The following is a 17,918-nucleotide window of genomic DNA, read 5'->3' on the forward strand; positions in this document are numbered from 1 at the left end:
CCTGGTCACGCCACGCGCTCGGACTCGAGGCGGATTGTGCGCCAGACGGCGGCGACCGCCGCGACCGAGGCGAGGAGGTGAAGAGCGAGGCCGATCTGCTCGGCGGACTCGAGGGCGCCGGCGCGGTCCAGGAGAAAGCGCCAGTCGTTCGGGTGACCGCCGATGAGGGGGAGAGCGAGTCGGTTCGCGTCGCCCAGGTAAGCCGCCGTGTACATGAGGCTCTCGGCCGACCACAGGGCGCCGACCGCGGCCGGGATGGCCTCCCCCCGCCGCCACAGGCGGTACGTGATGTAGAGGGGCACGGCGAGCTGAAGCGCGGGTCCGGCCAGCACCGCGAGCGTTTCTCCGCCGGCGGAGAGCCGGGCCAGCGGCGAGAAGACGAGGTGGCCCGCCTCGTGGATGAGGAGGTTGATCCCGTCCACCCAGTGGTAGCGGTAGAAGAAGACGAGCCACGCGGCGTACACGCACATGACGACGAGCCCCACCCGCCGGGGCCCGATCGTCTTCCACAGGTACGAGAGGATCTTCACGCGGGGACGCCCGCCGGGCTACCGGAGCCGCCCCCGCGTGCGAAAGCCGGCACCTACCCGTTCGGCGGCCAGTCCGGGAGCGCGCGGCCCGTCGTCCACGGCACGCCGGCCGCCTCCAGCCGCGCCTCCAGCGCCGGCAGGTCCGTCTCGATGAGCTGCCGCATGTCCGGATACAGCGCGGTGAAGGCGTCGTTCGCGATCCCGTACTGCTCGCGGTGCGTCTGCGTGGGGCCGTGCAGGCCGTTCCAGTGGCCGCGCACGACCTGGTTCACGCGGGCCACGATCCCCGGCATATCCGGCTCGGCGCGGGAGGCCCGCGTGCGGGAGCCGTTCAGCGTCTCCTGCAGGTCGAGGAGCCGCAGCTCCAGCGCGCGGGCCTCCTGCCGGAGGGCCGGGTCCGCCGACGGCCAGCGGTCCAGGGCCTGCTTCATGGCCGAGATGCGGGCCATCGCGGCCCCCGCCACACGCTGCGTCCCGGAGACGGCGCGGAGCAGCTCCCCGGTCTGTCGCTGGAAGGCGAGCACCGCCGCCCGGTCCTGGAGCGGGATCGCCGAGCCCCCCATGGGCGCGATCTCGAACGGCACCGGCCCGGCCAGATCGGTCACCTCGCCGTCCACGCGCTGCGAGAGCGACACCGTGTAGCTCCCCGGAAGCGCCATGGGCCCGTTGCCGCCCCCGCCCCCGAACCCGCCGAAGCCGAAGCCTCCACCGCCGCCGCCCGTGACCGGATTGTATCCGGGGTACCGGTAGTTCCACGTTGCCCGGCGCATGCCCTGCGACGCCGAGCCGTTCACCGTGTTCACCACGTTCCCGTCCCCGTCCCGGATCGTGAGGAACACGCGCGGCGCCTCCTCCCGGTCCTCCGCCTCCAGCTCCTCCCACGTCGGGTACGGCGTGTCCTCCCCCTGCCGCTGCAGGCGCCGTTCCTCGGCCTGCCGCGCCGCCTCCCGCGTCCGCAGCGTCTCGCCCACGTAGTAGGTGAACGTGACCCCGAAAGCCGGGTTGTCCGCCGTGTAGAAGCTCGACCCGCTCGTCCCCCCGGGACTCCAGCGCAGGTACATCTCCCCGTCCTTCACGTCGAAGATGTGCCCGTCCGAGGCGAGGATCTCGTCCGACCGCGCCGCGAGTTCCCGGAGCGGCGTGTAGTCGTCGACCACGTAGAACGAGCGCCCGAAGGTCGCCGCCACGAGGTCATCCTCCCGCTTCTGGATCTCAAGTTCGCGCACGGGGATCGTCGGCAGCCCCGTCCCCAGTTCCAGCCACGACTCGCCCCCGTTCACCGACGTGAAGGCCGAGAATTCCGTCCCCAGGAACAGCAGGTTCGGCTCCACGTGGTCCTGCACGATCGAGAAGGCGGGTCCGTTCTCCGGCAGATCCCCGGCGATCGAGGTCCACGTCACCCCGCGGTCCGTCGACTTCAGCACGTAGGGCCGGAAGTCGCCCCGCTTGAAGTTGTTGATGACGACGAACACGGTGTTCGGGTCGTGCAGCGACGCCTCGACGTCGTGGACGAAGCTCGTGTCCGGCACGCCCGGAAAGCTCTCCACCGCGCGCCAGTTCTCGCCCCCGTCCTCCGTCACCTGCACGAGCCCGTCGTCCGTGCCCGCGTAGATGAGTCCCTCCACGAACGGCGACTCGGAGACCGCCACGATGTGCCCGAACACCGACGTCGAGCGGTTCTTGCCCACCGCGTCCACGCTCCACACGCGCCCCATCACCTCGAGCTGGTTGCGGTCGAGGTTGCGCGTGAGGTCGCCCGAGATCGGCCGCCAGGTCGAGGCCTGGTCGTCCGACTGGAAGAGGATCTGCGCCCCGTAGTAGAGACGGTGGTTGTCGTGCGGCGACATGTGGAGCGCCGCGTCCCAGTACCAGCGCAGCGGCGGACCGTCCGCATCCTCCTGCGGCTGAATGTCGAGCCGCTCCTTCGACACGCGGTCGAAGCGCGACAGCACGCCGTTCTGGAGCTGCGAGTAGATGATGTCCGGGTTCTCGGGATCGATGACGGGGTCGAACCCATCGCCCCCGAGCGTGACGTACCAGTCCGAGTTCCGGATTCCCGCGTTGTCGGCGGTCTGCGAGGGGCCGCCGAGCGTGTTGTTGTCCTGCGTCCCGCCGTACACGTAGTAGAACGGCTCGTCGTTCGAGGTCGCGACCTTGTAGAACTGGGTGAGCGGGAGGTTGGAGAAGAAGTGCCAGCTCTGCCCGAAGTCCCGCGTCTCGTACAGCCCGCCGTCGTTGCCGAGGATGATGTGCTCCGGGTCGTCCGGGTCGAAGACGATCGCGTGATGGTCCACGTGGACGCCCTGCGTGGGGAGCCGCTCCCACGTCTCCCCGCCGTCCTCCGACATCTCGACGAAGGTGTCGAGCGAGTAGATGCGGTCGAAGCGGTGCGGGTCGGCGTACAGTTCGTGGTAGTACATGGCGGCGCCCGACTGGTAGCGGGACGTGCGCGACCAGTTCTCCCCCATGTTCTCCGAGCGGAAGGTGCCCCCGGCGTCGCCGCTCGCCTCCACGATCGCGTACAGCACGTCCGGGTTCTGGGGCGAGATCGCGAACCCGATCCGTCCCTTGTCCCCCGAGGGGAGGCCGCGGTTGATCTCGCGCCACGTGTTCCCGCCGTCCGTCGACTTGTGGACCCCCGAGCCCGGCCCGCCGTCGATCATCGTCCACTGGTGCCGCCGCCGCTGCCACGAGGTGGCGTACATCACGTCCGGGTTCCGCGGGTCGAAGTAGACCTCGTTCACGCCCGTGTGCTCGTCGATCTCGAGCACCCGTTCCCACGTCTCGCCCCCGTCCGTCGTCCGGTACAGCCCGCGCTCGCCGCCCGCGTTCCACAGCGGCCCCTGCGCCGCCACGAAGACGACGTCGGAATCGTCCGGGTGGATCTGGATCTTCCCGATGTGCTCGGAGGTCTCGAGCCCCATGTTGCGGAACGAACGCCCCCCGTCGATCGACTTGTAGACGCCGTCCCCGTAGCCCACCGAGCGCTGCCCGTTGTTCTCACCCGTCCCCACCCAGAGCGTGAGGTGGTCGTTGGGGTCGAGCGCGATGGCCCCGATGGAGTAGGACCCGTAGTTGTCGAAGATCGGCGTCCACGTCGTCCCCGCGTTCGTCGTCTTCCACACGTTCCCGGACGAGGCCGCGACGTACCACACGCTCCGGTCCGTGGGATCCACCGCGATGTCCGCGATTCGCCCGGAGGCCAGCGCGGGGCCGATGCTCCGCCACCGGATGCCGGAGATGAACCCGGCGTTCAGTTCGGGCGCGTCGTCCTCGTCATCATCGCCCTCCTGTGCGGCGAGCGCCCCGGGAGTGCCGAGCGCGCCGAGACTCACCATCCCCGCGAGGAGAAGGGCGGGGAAGCGGGAGAGGACCCCGCGGCGGGCGTACGGGTTCGCGTGGAACCGTTCGGACTCGATCATGATCGCACCTTTATCGGCTGTGGCTGGTGGCTGTGGCTGCCGGGCAGCGCCGCGCGTGGCGTGCCGCGAGCCCGCAAGGTCGGGCCGGGCGCGGGAAGAGGGCAACCCGTCAGGCCCCCGCATTCCTCGGGACCCGGCATATGGCGAGGGGGTACTTCTCTCCATGCACGAAAGGAGATCTCCTATGAAGGAATACACATGGGAAGTACCGGCGCCGCTCAGCACGACTCCGATCCAGGTGACGGACGGCGCCCGCATCATCCTGCGCAGATACGGCAACCGGAAGGGTCCGCGGCTCGTCCTGAGCCACGACAACGGGCTCGCGTCGGATCTCTATTATCCGTTCTGGTCGCGGCTCATGCCCGACTTCGATCTCATCATCTACGACCTGCGCAGCCACGGCTGGAACCCGCGGAGCGCGCTTCACAACCACAACATCGCCACCTTCGTCGCGGACAACGAGTTCGTGCGCCAGGCCATCGACGCCAATTTCGGGCCCAAGCCGGCGGTGGGCGTGTTCCATTCGCTGTCGGCGATCGTGGCGCTGAACGACGCGCGGCTGGGTGAAGGCTGGGCGGGGCTGGTTCTCTTCGACCCGCCGCTGTATCCGCCGCCGAGCGGGGATCCGTACGAGATCGATCGCCTGTGGCGAAACTGCGCCGCCGCCAGGCAGTTCCGCCCGGCCCGGTTCCGCTCTCCCGCGGCGTTCGTCACCGACTTCCGGCGTTCGCGGCTCCACGAACGCATGGTGCCGGGCGTGGCGGAACTCGCCAGCCGCACGCTGCTTCGTCCCCTGTCCGACGAGCAGGAGTACGAACTCTGCTGCCCCCCCGAGTGGGAGGCGCACGTGTTCCAGTGGGGCTTCGCCTACGGCGTGGAACCCTCGGCGAAGCAGTTCCGCTGTCCCGTGAAGGTGATCGGCGGCGATCCGACGCTAAGGTTCTCCTTCATGCCGAGCGCCGAGCTCGAGGGGATCGTCGGGTTCGAGTACGACTTCGTACCGGACACGACGCACTTCCTGCAGTTGGAGGATCCCGAGGAGTGCGTCACGACGATGGTCGGCTTCCTCGAGCAGAAGGGGCTCGCCTAGGCGGGATCGAGCAGGCCACGATTCGACCCGGGAGACCGGATTCGCCCGTCGGGGAATCCGGCCCTCCCGGGGGGCCTGAGGTTATGGGAGGCTGCATCGCGCGCGGGTCAGTCGCCGTCGGTCTCGGAGTCGGGCCGGTGCCCACCGAACACGTGCCCTTCAACGCGGGCGACCCGGTCGGCCGTGGCCACCCGCGCCTCCACGAGTTCGGCGCGGACGGCGTCGATGCGGTTGCCCAGACGCTCGTCGACCCCGCGGGTTTCGGCGCGCAGTTCCCTGCGCTGGTTGCGCGACAAGCAGCAGAAGATGGCGCAAATGCCGATCAGCGTTGCCGCCAGGACGAGGTCGGCGATCAGATCCGTTCCCATGGTGCCGCAAGACTCCCGTGAAGGTTCGCGAATGAGCGAGCGCTCCCGCCCCCGGTGCTCGACCCGTCCCGAACCTACGGTCGCCCGTCAACGCGCCATCATCCCGGCGCACGTTCACCCCATGTGATCCGGTCTTCGGGAATGCCGGCCGCGGCGCGAATCTCCGCGTGTAGAGGCTGGGGGAAATGTTCCCGCAGGATCTTTCCAACGGCGCGCCAGGCCAAACCAGGGTTGTGGCGCAATAGGTCGTATACATCCTGCGGGAAGCCACCCTCTATGCCAAGCTCCCTCAGTTGGCTGACATAGAGGTCGTTGGCCGTTACCGCACCATCCTGAGCCTCCGCCATCCCTTCCCCCTTACGCGTGGATCTGGAAGACCTGTTCGCGATGATACTTCAGGAAGTTCGGGTGCGGTCGGTGCGAAGGTACGTCCGGTATCGTCAAGCGTCGATCCTCGTTGATGATGCGCAAGAAATCGCCGGGAATTGCCCCGTCCCGAAGCAGCAGCGTGTAGTCATCGGCGACCGAGATGAGTCCGCGGTCGAACATCCAATGCGCGGTTTGGCACAGGGCCAGACCGTTACGCATGCTGTCCGGCCCGCTGTCCTTGACCGGTTTGATGTGGGCCGCCTGCACCTCCGGTCGGCCGCCGCCGTTAATGATCCGGAGTCCGGTGACCGCGCAGGTGTTGTCGTACGCCGCTCGGATCGCTGCCGAGAACACGCGGTCCCGGAACGGGCGGTAGGAGATTTGCTGAATGACACTGCGGTCAGCGATCTCGACCAGGTCGGGGATGCGAGAGTCTTCCTCGTACACGCCAGGGGTCTCCAGCTCGCGGGCCATGTCTGTGAAGCCGGCGCTCAGAATCAGCCGGTACTCCGGGTTCGGCAGCGATCTGACCGAGAGTCCGAAGCGTCCTTTGTTCGTCGAGCCGTCCTCTTTCTGCAAGCCACTCTCATAGTAGAAGCGATTCTCGCGGAAAGGGACGGGCGTGTCGAACTCGAGATAGTCACGCACATACGCGTAATAGTGGTCGTCCCGCAGGGGATCCGGTTCGATGCTCTCAACGTACGCGGTCGCGAAGTACGCCTGTCGTCCCCCGGAACTCGACAGGTGCGCGCTGGATCGCCGGGGCTCGTAGTACACAATCCAGTCGTTGAGCGCGCGGCGCGCTGCATTCAGGTAGCGACGCGGGAAGTGATACCGCTGCTCAGGCAGGTCGTCGTAGGCGGGATTCACCTTCGTCGTGAAGATGGCCTTCGCCATAACTCCTTACCGGGCCACGTCCGGAACCCCCGGACGCCGCGGAGAAGGGCCCAGGGGAAGCGTGTCGATCTCTCCGTCCACGTATTCGACCATGGTCGCGAGGCTGACGTGCGCTCGGTCGGGCCAGCCCCGGCGTCGGAACGGGGGTGGCCAGCCGATCTGCTCCTCGTGCACGAACATGTAGCGGCCTTCGTCGTCGCGCCGGTAGAGCGCCACCGTTTCCGGGAGACCGCCGCGCTCGCGCCAGCCGCGGTCGAAGTCGCCGGGCGCGTAAGACGTGGCTCGGTCGTCCTCGATCCAGGCATACCGGACCTGGAACGGGCCGATACCGTCGGCGTCGAAGCGTCCGTCCCCGGAAGTGACGGGGACCTCTCCAATGGCGACGCCGTCGCGGACGATCCGGATCCGTTCGGGACACAGGTCGTAGCCCGGCCACACGCTGGGCCGCATGTACGCCCCGCCGCGGTCCACGAAGAAGATCGTGTACTTGCCTCGATCCGTTGCTGAGTCAGCGTCCATGGCGTACCGAGATGCGCGCTGTGTCGTCAAAGAGTCAACCTCTGGGAGCGTGTAGCGCAGTGGCCCGGGACGGCGATAGCGACCTGTTTTCATTGAAATCTGAACGCTCGCCGATCAGATTTCGATGATGACGCCGGCACGAAACGCTACCGGCTCGCCGACCTCAACGGGGGCACTTCCCGCCGCCGAACTCGCAGACAAGCTGGACCCCCCGGGCACAGGAACACTCGATGCTGCAACGGTTTGACGAGCGGAACCGCGATCTCATCGTCAACGTGAACGGCACGCTCGTTCACCGCGACGAGGCCGGCGTCAGCCCGTTCGACTCGGTGGTGCAGGGGGGAGATGCCGTCTGGGAGGGGCTGCGCCTGTACGACGGGCGCATCTTCAAGCTGCGGGAGCACCTCGCCCGGCTCCGGTCCTCCGCCCTCGCGCTCGCCTTCGCCGAGATCCCTTCGGACGAGGCGATCATCGAGGAGATCCGCCGGACGCTCGCCGCGAACCGCATGCGGGACGGCGTACACATCCGGCTCACGCTGACGCGGGGCGTGAAGGTCACGAGCGGGATGGATCCGCGCCTGAACCAGTCGGGTCCCACGCTCATCGTGCTCGCCGAGCACAAGGCGCCGGTGTACGAGCGGTCGGGCCTCAAGCTGATCACGAGTTCGCTGCGCCGCTTCGGGCCCGACACGCTGGATCCGAAGATCCATCACGCGAACCTCCTGCAGTCGATCCTGGCCAAGATCGAGGCGAACGCGGCCGGGGCCGATGACGCGTTGATGCTCGATGGCAATGGTTTCATCGCCGAGACGAATGCCACCCATCTCTTCTTCGTGCGCGACGGCGTCGCGCTGACGAGCCGGACCGTCGCCTGTCCCGAGGGGATCACCCGCGCCACGGTCCTGGAACTCTGCGCGGAGCACGACATCCCGAGCCGGGTGAAGGATCTCTCCCTCACCGAGGCCTACCGCGCGGACGAGGCGTTCTGCACCGGCACGATGGGAGAACTGGCGAGCGTGACGGAAATCGACGGGCGGGTGATCGGAGACGGGTCGCCGGGGCCGCTCACGAAGCGGCTCAGCGACCTCTACCGGGACCTGACCGCGCGCGAAGGGGTCGTCGTGATCGGCCGCGAGACGTAGATCCGGTTCGGTCCCGGCCCGCGTCCGCGACACTGATCGTTTGCCCGGCGCGCGAAAAAGTGTTGTCTCGCCATCCCCGGCGCGGAAGCATTATCATCCTCCGTGGAAAGGAGGGGTCCATGACGACTCCCGAATGGCGGGTTCCGGAGCCGCTCGACACCGTCGAAATCGAAGCGGCCGGCGGCGCCCGCATCATCCTTCGGCGGCACGGGGACGTGAAGGGTCCGCGGCTCATCCTCAGCCACGACAACGGACTCGCGATCGACCTCTACTACCCCTTCTGGTCGCGCCTCCAGTCCCGCTTCGAGTTGATCGTCTACGACCTCCGCAGCCACGGCCGGAACCCGACGGCCGACCTCGCCACCCACAACGTCGCGACCTTCACGGCCGACGAAGAGCGCATCCGCGCCGGCATCGAAGAGCACTTCGGCGCGAAGCCCGCGGTCGGCGTGTTCCATTCGCTGTCGGCGATGGTCGCGCTCAACCACGATCCGCCGGGGCGCGGGTACGCGGGGCTCGTCCTCTTCGATCCGCCCATGTACCTGGCCGACGGCGATCACTACGGCATCGACACGCTCTGGCGGCGGCTGGGCATGCTGGCCCGGCATCGCCAGCCCCGCTTCGCCACGAGAGAGGAGTTCGCGGAGGAGTTCCGGCGTTCGTGGGTGTTCGAGTTCACGCGGCCGGGGGTGGAGCACCTCGCCGCCGACGTGTTGCTCCAGCCCGCGTCGGACGGGGACGGGTACGAACTCCGCTGCCCGCGCGAGTTCGAGGCGCAGGTGTTCGACTACGGGTTCGCGTACGCCTTCGAGCCGGACACGACGGACTTCGCCTGTCCCGTGACGGTGATCGGCGGCGATCCGGGCGTCGAGTTCTCCTCGCTGCCCAGCGTCGACCTGGAGGGACTCATCGGGTGGGACTACGACTTCATCCCGCACACGACGCATTTCCTCCAACTGGAGAACCCCGAGGAGTGCGTCTCGACGATGATCGCGTTCCTCGAACGGGAGGGCCTCGCGTAGACCGCCCGCCGCCCGTCGTCGTCTGGTTCCAGCGGGATCTGCGCCTTCACGACAACCCCGCTCTTGCCGCGGCCGCCAGGTCCCGAAGACCCGTCGTCCCTCTGTTCGTGCTGGACGAGGAGAGCTGCGACATCCGGTCTCTTGGCGGGGCGTCGCGGTGGTGGCTGCACGAGAGCCTGCGATCGCTGGCGGAAGATCTCGCGGGGCTTGGGCTTTCCCTCTGCCTGCGGCGGGGTCCGGCGTCCGATGTCCTCCCGGAGGTCGTGCGGGAAACCGGCGCCGAGCGCGTGGTGTGGAACCGGTGCTACGAGCCGGCGTCCGGTGCGCGCGACGAGAAGATCGAGACGACGCTTCGCGCCGCCGGCGTGGAGACGGAGAGTTACCCGGGCTCGCTCCTCAGCGAGCCGGGCGAGATCCTGACCGGTCAGGGGACGCCCTACAAGGTCTTCACCTCATTCTGGAAGCGGCTCCGAGAGTGCTACCGGGCGCCGCCGCCGCATCCGGCGCCGAAGCGGCTGGCCCCCGGACCCGCGATCGAGAGCGACCGTCTCGGCGACTGGGGGCTGCAGCCCACGGCGCCCGACTGGGCCGGGGGGCTCCGAGAGACCTGGGAAGTCGGGGAGGCCGCGGCCCGGCGGCGGCTGGCCAACTTCATCGCGGACGGCGTCGAACGATACGGGATCGACCGCGACCGACCGGATCTGGAGGGAAGCTCACGACTCTCCCCGCACCTGCACTGGGGCGAGATCGGGCCGCACCAGGTGTGGCGCGCCGCGGCCCCCCTGATCGAGTGGGAAGCGCCCGGCGAAAGCGGTCCCGAAGCGCTCCTCCGCGAACTCGCGTGGCGCGACTTCAGCCATCACCTGCTGTCCGACTCGCCTCACATGGAAACGGACAACTGGCGCCCCGCCTTCGACCGCTTCCCGTGGCGCGAGGACCCACAGGCACTGGCCGCCTGGCAGGAAGGCCGCACCGGCTACCCGATCGTGGACGCGGGCATGCGCGAACTCTGGCACACCGGCTGGATGCACAACCGCGTACGCATGATCGCCGCGTCCTTCCTGACGAAGGACCTGCTCATCCACTGGCGCCACGGCGAGGCGTGGTTCTGGGACACGCTCGTCGACGCCGACCTCGCCAACAACGTCGCCAACTGGCAGTGGGTCGCGGGTTCGGGCGCCGACGCCGACGCAGCCCTTCTTCCGCATCTTCAACCCGGTCAGGCAGGCCCAAAAGTTCGATCCGGCCGGCGCCTACGTGCGCCGCTGGGTGCCGGAGATCGCGCGCCTCCCCGACCGCTGGCTCCACCAGCCGTGGGAGGCTCCACCGAACGCGCTCAGCGAAGCCGGCATCGAACTCGGCCGCGACTACCCGCCCCCCATCGTCGACCACGCCACAGCCCGCGAGCGGGCCCTGAGCGCCTACCAGCAGATGCGTCGCGAATAGTCGCCGTTTCTGCTTTCAGCCTCCCGGCAGGCGACTGAGCCCGTCGCCGGGCAACGATCGTCCCGGCGGCCTTGTTTCTAAGAGGGATACCTGACTGGTACGTTGAAGCCGCCGACAGAGACCGCGTTCGGAAGGGAAGGGTCAGCGACCGCGTGTTCGAGTTCCTCTTCAAATACAGACCCGTCGTGTTCGAACGCGGCGACCTCTCCCTCGCCGCCCCCTGGTGGGCGGTGATCCTCGTCCTCCTCGGGGTCGCCGGCGTCGTCTGGTTCGCGCTCGAATACCGCCGCGTCGGACCCACGGTGGAGGCGCGCGACCGCTGGGTGATGATGGGGCTGCGGGCGACCGCGCTGGGCGTCCTCGCCTTCCTCCTGATGCGGCCCGTTCTCCTCGTCTCGACCGTCGTCCCGCGGCGGAACTTCGTGGCGGTCCTCCTCGACGATTCGCGCAGCATGCGCGTGGCGGATGAGAACGGGGAGACGCGCGCGCAGCGGATGCTCGACCTCTTCGGCGGCGAAGATGAGGATCCGGCGGGCGAGACGGGCGATCCGCCGGCCGATCCCCTCGCCGCGGACCCCGGCGTAGCGGGTTCCGCCGCCATGGATCCGGCGCCCGCGGATCCGGTCGATGGGCAGGCGTTCGCGACGCAGCGGGGCGAGGGCGCGCTCCGGCAGGCGCTCGAGGACCGCTTCCGGCTGAGGATGTACGGGTTCGATACCGACGCGGACCGGATCGACGGGGCGGGCGAGATGGCCTTCACGGGCCCCCGCACGAACCTCGCCGCGGGGCTCACCCGCGTGCAGCAGGAGATGGCCGGACTCCCGCTCTCCGGAATCGTCATCGTCACCGACGGCGCGGACAACGACGACGAAGCGACCCCGCCCCTGTCGGAGGCGCTGCTGTCGGCGCGCGCCGCGGGGATCCCCGTCTACACGATCGGGATGGGTTCGGAGCGCATCGCCCCCGATGTCGAGGTGCGGCGCGTGGAAGTGCCCCGCGCGGCGCTCGAGGGGACGACGATCGTGGCCGACGTCATCGTCTCCCACGCGGGTCTGGCCGGACGCACGGTGCGGCTCGATGTGGAGGACGAAGGGCGCATCGTGGGCACGCGCGATCTCACCCTCGGGCCGGACGGCGAGGAAGCGGTGCAACTCCAGTTCACGCTGGAGGAGTCGGGCCCCCGCGCCATCCGTTTCTTCGTGGACCCGCAGGAGGGGGAGGCGCTGACCGGCAACAACGAGCGCCAGGTCCTCGTGGAGGTCGGGGACACGCGCCGCAAGATCCTCTACTTCGAGGGCTCGCCGCGGCCGGAGAACAAGTTCGTGCGCCGCGCCGTGGCGGATGACGAGAACCTGCACGTCGTCACGCTCCTGAGGACGGCCGACGAGAAATACCTGCGGCTCGACGTGGAGGGGCCGGGCGAACTCGCCGGCGGGTTCCCGGACACGCGCGAGGAGTTGTACGAGTACGACGGGCTGATCCTGGGAAGCGTGGAGGCGAGCTTCTTCACGCACGACCAGTTGCAGATGATGGCGGATTTCGTGGGACAGCGCGGGGGCGGACTCCTCGTGCTGGGCGGGCGTCGGTCGCTCGGGGAGGGTGGCTACACGGGGACGCCGCTGGCCGACGCCCTGCCGGTGGTGCTCGGCGGAGCCGGCGAGCCGGATGTGCTCGAGGTGTCGGCCGAGTTGACCCCGGCCGGCCGGCGGCACGCGGCGATGAGGATCGCGGAGGCCGCCGAGTCTTCGGCTGAGCGCTGGACGGAGCTTCCCCCCCTGACCTCCGTGAACCGGGTGTTCGAGCTGAAGCCGGGGGCCGTCGACCTCCTCCGGGGCGTGCCGGCCGAAGGCACGCCGCGCATGCTGCTCGCGCACCAGAGGTACGGGCGCGGGACGTCGATCGTGTTCGCCGCGCAGGACTCGTGGCTCTGGCAGATGCACGCGGACATCCCGCTGGAGGACGAGACCCACGAGACGCTGTGGCGGCAGTTGCTCCGCTGGCTCGTGCACGATACGCCGGGGCGCGTCCGTCTCGACTCCGGCGAAGACGTCGTGCCGATGGGGGAGCCGCTGCGGCTCCGGGCCGACGTGGAGGACGAACGATACCTGCGCGTGAACGGGGCGGACGTCGTCGCCACGGTGACGGGGCCGGGCGGCGTCGCGTCGGAGGTCCGGCTCGACTGGACGGTCGAGCGCGATGGCGAGTACGAAGGACGTTTCGTGCCGCAGGAGTCGGGGCTGTACAGCGTGCAGGTCCGCGCGGCGGGAGCCCGGACCGGGGGCCCGGGGGCCGGAGCCGAGACGAGCCGCGACGTCGCGGAAGAAGTGAGCTTCTTCCGGGCGGGGACGCCGCGGATCGAGGAGTTCGGAGCCGGCCGCCGCACGGAACTCCTGCGCCGGATCGCCGACGAGACGGGGGGACGGTTCTACACGGCGGATGACGCGCAGGTGCTGGCCGACGAGATCCGCTACACGGAGAGCGGCGACACGGTGTACGAGGAGCGTTCGCTGTGGGACATGCCGATCCTCTTCCTCCTCCTGGCGGGTCTGCTGGGCGGGGAGTGGGCGTACCGCCGGCGGAAGGACCTCGCGTGATCCGCGGCGCCCGAGCCGCCGCGCTCGCCGCGACCCTGACTTCCGCGGCCCTCTTCGGCGCCGGTGGCGCTGCGGGCCACTCGGCCGCGCCCCAGGCGGCGCCCACCGCACCGCGGACCCATGTGCTCATCGTCACCGGCCTCGGGGGCGCGCCGGAGTACTCCGAGCAGTTCCAGGCGGAGGCGGAGTCGCTGCTCGACGCGCTCGACAGCCGGCTCGGCGTGCGCGAAACCGTCGCGTGGCTCGCGGAGGACGAGGCGCTGTCCCCCCGCGTCGCGGGCCGGGCCACGCTGGAAGCGGTCGAGCGTGAAGTACTCGCCATGGCGAACCGGGCGGGACCCTCGGACGTGGCGCTCATCCTCCTGCTCGGCCACGGGAGCGGTCGCGGCGAGGAATCGCGCTTCAGCCTCCCCGGCCCGGACCTGTCGGGGGAGACGCTCTCGATGTGGCTCCACGCGTTCCCGACGCAGACGGTGGCGGTCGTGAACGCGGCGAGCGCCAGCGGCGGGTTCGTCCCCGCGGTCGCCGGCGAGCGGCGCATCGTCGTGACGGCCACGCGCTCCCCCCGCGAACGCGAGCGGACCCACTTCGGCGGCTTCTTCGTCGATGCCTTCGCCCTCGACGAGGCCGATGTGGACAAGGATGAACGTGTGTCGCTGCTGGAGGCGTTCCGCTACGCGACGGGCGAGGTCCGCCGCCGGTACGAGCGGGACAACGAGATGCTGACCGAACACGCCCTGCTGGACGACGACGGGGACGGCGAGGGGTCGCTGGAGCCGAGTCCGGAGGGACCCGACGGTGCGCTGGCGAACCGGTTCTTCCTCGCCGAGGCGCCGGCCGCGCTGGCGGGGGCGGCGGCGGACGACCCCGCCGTGGCCGCGCTCCTGGTGCGGAAGCGCGAGGTGGAGGACGGGATCGCCGCGCTCCGCGCGCGCCGCGACGAGATGGAGGAGGAGGAATACGACGCGCAACTCGAGACGCTCCTCGTCGAACTCGCCCGCCTCAACCGCGCCATCCGCGAGGGCGGGAGCGTCCCGTGCGCCTGACCGCGCGCCGGATGCGGTTCGCGCGACCGGCGCTCGCGCTGGCGCTCGTGCTCGCGGCGCCGCCGTCGGGGCGCGCCCAGGAGCGTGCGGAGGCGGACGGGGTCGGCGGGCCGCTGGCGGAGGCGCTCGAAGCCCACCAGACGGGCGACTACGGGCAGGCGGTCGCGGCCTACCGGTCGGCGGCGCGCTCCGGGCGCGAGTTCCCGGCCTCCGCGCGCGGGTGGGCGCGCGCGCTCGCCGCGACCGGAGAGTACGAGTCGGCGCTCGAAGCCCTCGACCGGGCCGCCGCGCGCGCCCCGGACGGAGCGGACGCGGACACCGAACTCGCCCGTGCGCGCGGGCGTCAGCTGTACGCGCTGGGACGCCTCGACGAAGCCGAAGCGAACTTCCGCCGGGCCATCGAAGGCCGGGCCGGCGACGCGCAACTCGCGCGTCTCGACCTGGGACGCCTCCTCTTCGACCGCGGCGCGCGCGAGGAAGCCCTCGCCCTGTTCGACGGGTTCATCGACTTCTACAACCGCGCCCGCCGCCTCGAGCCTGCGGAGCTGCGCGCCGTCGGCGCCGCGCTCACGTACCTCGGGGCCCGCGACCCCGACCTCTTCCACGACGCCGTACGCGCCTTCGAGGAGGCCATCGCGGCGGACCCCGGCGACCCCGAGCCGCGCATCGACCTCGGTCTCCTCTTTCTCGACAAGTACGACAGCTTCGAGGCCGGGCCGCTGATCGATGAAGCGCTCGCCCGGAACCCGTCCCACGCGCGCGCCCTCCTGGCGAAGGCGCGCCGCGCGAAGTTCGATGGCTCCTCCGAGGCACTCGAACTCGCGCAGCAGGCGCTGGAAACGAACCCCCGCCTCACCGAAGCCCGCGCTTTCCTGGCGCGACTCTATCTCGAACTCGAGGACGTGGACGAGGCCGAGGCGGAGGCCCGGCGCGCGCTGGAGACGAACCCCGTCTCGCTCTCCGCGTGGACGGAGATCGCGGCCGCCGCCCACCTGCGGGGGGACGCGGCCGCCTTCGCGGAGGCGCGCGACCGCGTGCTGCGGCTGGATCCGCGGCACGCCGACCTCTACGTCGCCCTCGCCCAGGTCGCCTACCGCACGCACCGCTACGCCGATGCGGTCGCGTTCGCGCGGCAGGCCGTGACCCTCGATCCCCTGTCCTGGCCCGGCATGGCCGAACTCGGCCTCAACCAGCTCCGCGTCGGCGACCTGGAGGCGGGGCACGCGACGCTCGAGGCCTCCTTCGAGGGCGACCCCTTCAACGTGTGGGTGTTCAACACGCTCGACCTGCTCGAGGAACTGGCCGGGTTCGAGACGGTGGAAAGCCCGCGCTTCGTGTTCTCCATGCACCCGAAGGAAGCCGGCGCCCTCTCCATCTACGCCACGGCGCTCGCCGAGGAAGCCTTCGACGCCATGCGCGCCCGCTACGGGTTCGAGCCGCCGACGCCGATCTCGGTCGAGGTGTACGACCGGCACGCGGACTTCTCCGTGCGCACGGTCGGACTCGCCGGCATCGGCGCCCTCGGCGTGAGCTTCGGCTCCGTCCTCGCCATGGACTCCCCCGGCGCGCGCCCCGGGGGCGCCTTCAACTGGGGCTCGACGCTGTGGCACGAGATCTCGCACGCGTTCACGCTGGGCTACACCGAGCACCGCATCCCCCGCTGGCTCTCCGAGGGACTCGCCGTGCTCGACGAGCGGCACGCGCGCGAGGGGTGGGGATCCGACGTGGACCCCGGCTTCCTCGCCGCCTTCCGCGACGAGCGGCTGCCCTCGCTCGAGCGCTTCAACTACGGCTTCGTGCGGCCCGCCTACCCCGGGCAGGTGCAGCACGCCTACTACATGGCCTCGCTCCTGTGCGAGATGATCGAGACGACGCGCGGCTTCGACGCCGTGCTCGCCATGCTCGCCGGGTACCGCGACGGTCTGGAGACGCCGGAGGTCGTGGAACGGGCGCTGGGGACGACGCTCGCGGGCCTCGACCGGGAGTTGCGGGACTACATCGGGACCCGCTTCGGTCCGACGCTGCAGGCGCTGGGCACCCCCGAAGCCGGGGCGCCGCCCGGCCCGGACACCTTCGCCGGACTGCTCATGACGGCGGCGGAGGCGCAGCGCGAGGGCCGCACGGAGGAGGCGATGCGGTCGCTGGAGAGGGCGCACGAGGTCTTCCCCGAGTACGCGGGAGCCGACGCGCCGATCCTCATTCTCGGGCACCTCCGCCGCGAAGCCGGCGACTTCGCGGGCGCCGCGGAGGCCTACCGGACGTACACCGCCCTCAACGAGAACCACTTCGAGGCGCACCTCGCCCTCGCGGACCTCGAACAGTCGCTCGGCAACGATGCGGCCGCCCGCGAGACGCTGGAACGCGCGATCTGGATCGACCCCTTCCACCTCGACGTGCACGCGCGGCTCGCCGCCAGCCACGAGACGGCCGAAGCGTGGCCCGAGGCGGTCCGCGAGCGGCGGGCGCTGCTGGCGCTGGCGCCGGCGGATCCGGCGGAGGCCCACTACCGGCTCGCCCTCGCGCTGCACCGGGGCGGGGACGCCCGCGGCGCCCGGAGCGCGGTCCTCGACGCCCTGGAGATCGCCCCCAACTTCGAGGCCGCGCTCGATCTCCTGCTCGAGATCCGCGGCGACCCGGAGGGCCGGCGATGACCGCACGCACCCGACGCCTCGCGGCCCCGCGGCGGGTTGCCCGCCCCCTCGCGACCGGCGGCCTGGCCGCGCTGCTCACGCTGCTCGCGGTCGCCGACCTCGAGGGCCAGCGCCGGCGCGGACGCGGAGGCGGCGGGTTCGGGGACGACCTCGCCTCCTACCAGGAGTACAACACGCCCTACACCGGCGAGTTCACCTTCGTCCGCCTCTACTACCGCGGCGGGTGGGGCTGGAACCCCGGCTGGTCGCACGACTGGCCCGTAGCCGAGCGCAACTTCGCCGAGATCATGGACGCACTCACGACGATCGGCCCGCGCAAGGGCGGTGGCAACGTGCTCGCCATGGACGACCCGGACCTGTTCAAGTTCCCCGTCGCGTACCTGTCGGAACCCGGCGGCTGGACGATGAACCAGGTGGAGGCCGACAACCTGAGCAACTATCTGCGCAAGGGCGGGTTCCTCATCATCGACGACATGGGCGGCAGGCGGGACCTGGAGAGGACGAGGCAGGGGCTCCAGATCCTGCTCCCGGGGCTCGAACTCGTGCAACTCGACGACAGCCACCCGATCTTCGACTCGTTCTTCCACCTGGAGCAGGAGAACATCGAGATGCCGCACCCCTACCGGGGCGGCGTGGCGAGCTACTGGGGCGTCTACGAGGACAACGACCCCGAGGGCCGCCTTATGGTCATCGTGAATCACGACAACGACATTGGCGACTACATGGAGTGGTCGGACCGGGGGTTCGTCCCCATCGCCCTCTCCAACGAAGCGTACAAGCTGGGCGTCAACTACGTGGTATACGCCCTCACGCACTGAGCCG

General features: G+C 70.1%; 13 protein-coding genes and 1 pseudogene. 8 read left to right on the top strand and 6 right to left on the bottom strand.

All coding sequences use genetic code 11. The features are described from left to right. Positions 1-5 precede the first annotated feature (5 nt). Together ACOGI9_RS02405 and ACOGI9_RS02410 are read right to left on the bottom strand one after the other, a co-directional pair. On the bottom strand, positions 6-530 hold the full coding sequence (locus tag ACOGI9_RS02405; protein ID WP_419858310.1) for a hypothetical protein: 525 nt from the start codon (positions 528-530) through the stop codon (positions 6-8). A 53-nt stretch (positions 531-583) separates the two neighbouring features. After that, complete coding sequence (locus tag ACOGI9_RS02410; protein WP_419858311.1) at positions 584-3,952, bottom strand: WD40/YVTN/BNR-like repeat-containing protein; 3,369 nt, start codon at positions 3,950-3,952, stop codon at positions 584-586. Between the two features lie 184 nt (positions 3,953-4,136). Here ACOGI9_RS02410 and ACOGI9_RS02415 point away from each other — a divergent pair, with 184 nt between their 5' ends. Beyond that, positions 4,137-5,042, top strand: coding sequence for an alpha/beta fold hydrolase (locus tag ACOGI9_RS02415; RefSeq protein ID WP_419858312.1), 906 nt, complete (start codon positions 4,137-4,139; stop codon positions 5,040-5,042). 107 nt (positions 5,043-5,149) lie between these two features. On the opposite strand, the gene ACOGI9_RS02420 is transcribed toward ACOGI9_RS02415, so the two are convergent. From ACOGI9_RS02420 to ACOGI9_RS02435, 4 genes are all read right to left on the bottom strand, one after another. After that, positions 5,150-5,410, bottom strand: a complete 261-nt coding sequence (locus tag ACOGI9_RS02420; RefSeq protein ID WP_419858313.1) for a hypothetical protein — start codon at positions 5,408-5,410, stop codon at positions 5,150-5,152. A 98-nt stretch (positions 5,411-5,508) separates the two neighbouring features. Beyond that, positions 5,509-5,757, bottom strand: a complete 249-nt coding sequence (locus tag ACOGI9_RS02425) for a hypothetical protein (protein ID WP_419858314.1) — start codon at positions 5,755-5,757, stop codon at positions 5,509-5,511. Between the two features lie 10 nt (positions 5,758-5,767). After that, on the bottom strand, positions 5,768-6,676 hold the full coding sequence (locus ACOGI9_RS02430) for an HNH endonuclease (protein WP_419858315.1): 909 nt from the start codon (positions 6,674-6,676) through the stop codon (positions 5,768-5,770). A gap of 6 nt (positions 6,677-6,682) precedes the next feature. After that, positions 6,683-7,195: a hypothetical protein gene (locus ACOGI9_RS02435; protein ID WP_419858316.1), complete on the bottom strand. Its 513-nt coding sequence runs from the start codon at positions 7,193-7,195 to the stop codon at positions 6,683-6,685. A 230-nt stretch (positions 7,196-7,425) separates the two neighbouring features. Between ACOGI9_RS02435 and ACOGI9_RS02440 the strand changes: the two genes are divergently transcribed. The 7 genes and pseudogenes from ACOGI9_RS02440 (at position 7,426) to ACOGI9_RS02470 (ending at position 17,914) form a co-directional block, all read left to right on the top strand. Next, positions 7,426-8,337 carry an aminotransferase class IV gene (locus ACOGI9_RS02440; protein WP_419858317.1) on the top strand — a complete coding sequence of 304 codons (912 nt, stop codon included), beginning with the start codon at positions 7,426-7,428 and terminating at the stop codon, positions 8,335-8,337. Positions 8,338-8,456: 119 nt separating this feature from the next. Beyond that, positions 8,457-9,359, top strand: coding sequence for an alpha/beta fold hydrolase (locus ACOGI9_RS02445; RefSeq protein WP_419858318.1), 903 nt, complete (start codon positions 8,457-8,459; stop codon positions 9,357-9,359). A 38-nt stretch (positions 9,360-9,397) separates the two neighbouring features. Then, a pseudogene (locus ACOGI9_RS02450) lies at positions 9,398-10,805 on the top strand (cryptochrome/photolyase family protein). A gap of 152 nt (positions 10,806-10,957) precedes the next feature. Continuing rightward, positions 10,958-13,399 carry a glutamine amidotransferase gene (locus ACOGI9_RS02455; protein ID WP_419858319.1) on the top strand — a complete coding sequence of 814 codons (2,442 nt, stop codon included), beginning with the start codon at positions 10,958-10,960 and terminating at the stop codon, positions 13,397-13,399. Next, positions 13,396-14,445, top strand: a complete 1,050-nt coding sequence (locus tag ACOGI9_RS02460) for a hypothetical protein (protein ID WP_419858320.1) — start codon at positions 13,396-13,398, stop codon at positions 14,443-14,445. The genes ACOGI9_RS02455 and ACOGI9_RS02460 overlap by 4 nt, the downstream gene beginning before the upstream one ends. Further along, entirely contained in the window at positions 14,436-17,096 is a 2,661-nt protein-coding gene (locus tag ACOGI9_RS02465; RefSeq protein WP_419858321.1) for a tetratricopeptide repeat protein, read from the top strand. The genes ACOGI9_RS02460 and ACOGI9_RS02465 overlap by 10 nt, the downstream gene beginning before the upstream one ends. Next, entirely contained in the window at positions 17,093-17,914 is an 822-nt protein-coding gene (locus tag ACOGI9_RS02470; protein WP_419858322.1) for a DUF4159 domain-containing protein, read from the top strand. The genes ACOGI9_RS02465 and ACOGI9_RS02470 overlap by 4 nt, the downstream gene beginning before the upstream one ends. Positions 17,915-17,918 lie beyond the last annotated feature (4 nt).

Source organism: Candidatus Palauibacter irciniicola, from assembly GCF_965208695.1.
Classification (GTDB): Bacteria; Gemmatimonadota; Gemmatimonadetes; order Palauibacterales; family Palauibacteraceae; genus Palauibacter; species Palauibacter irciniicola.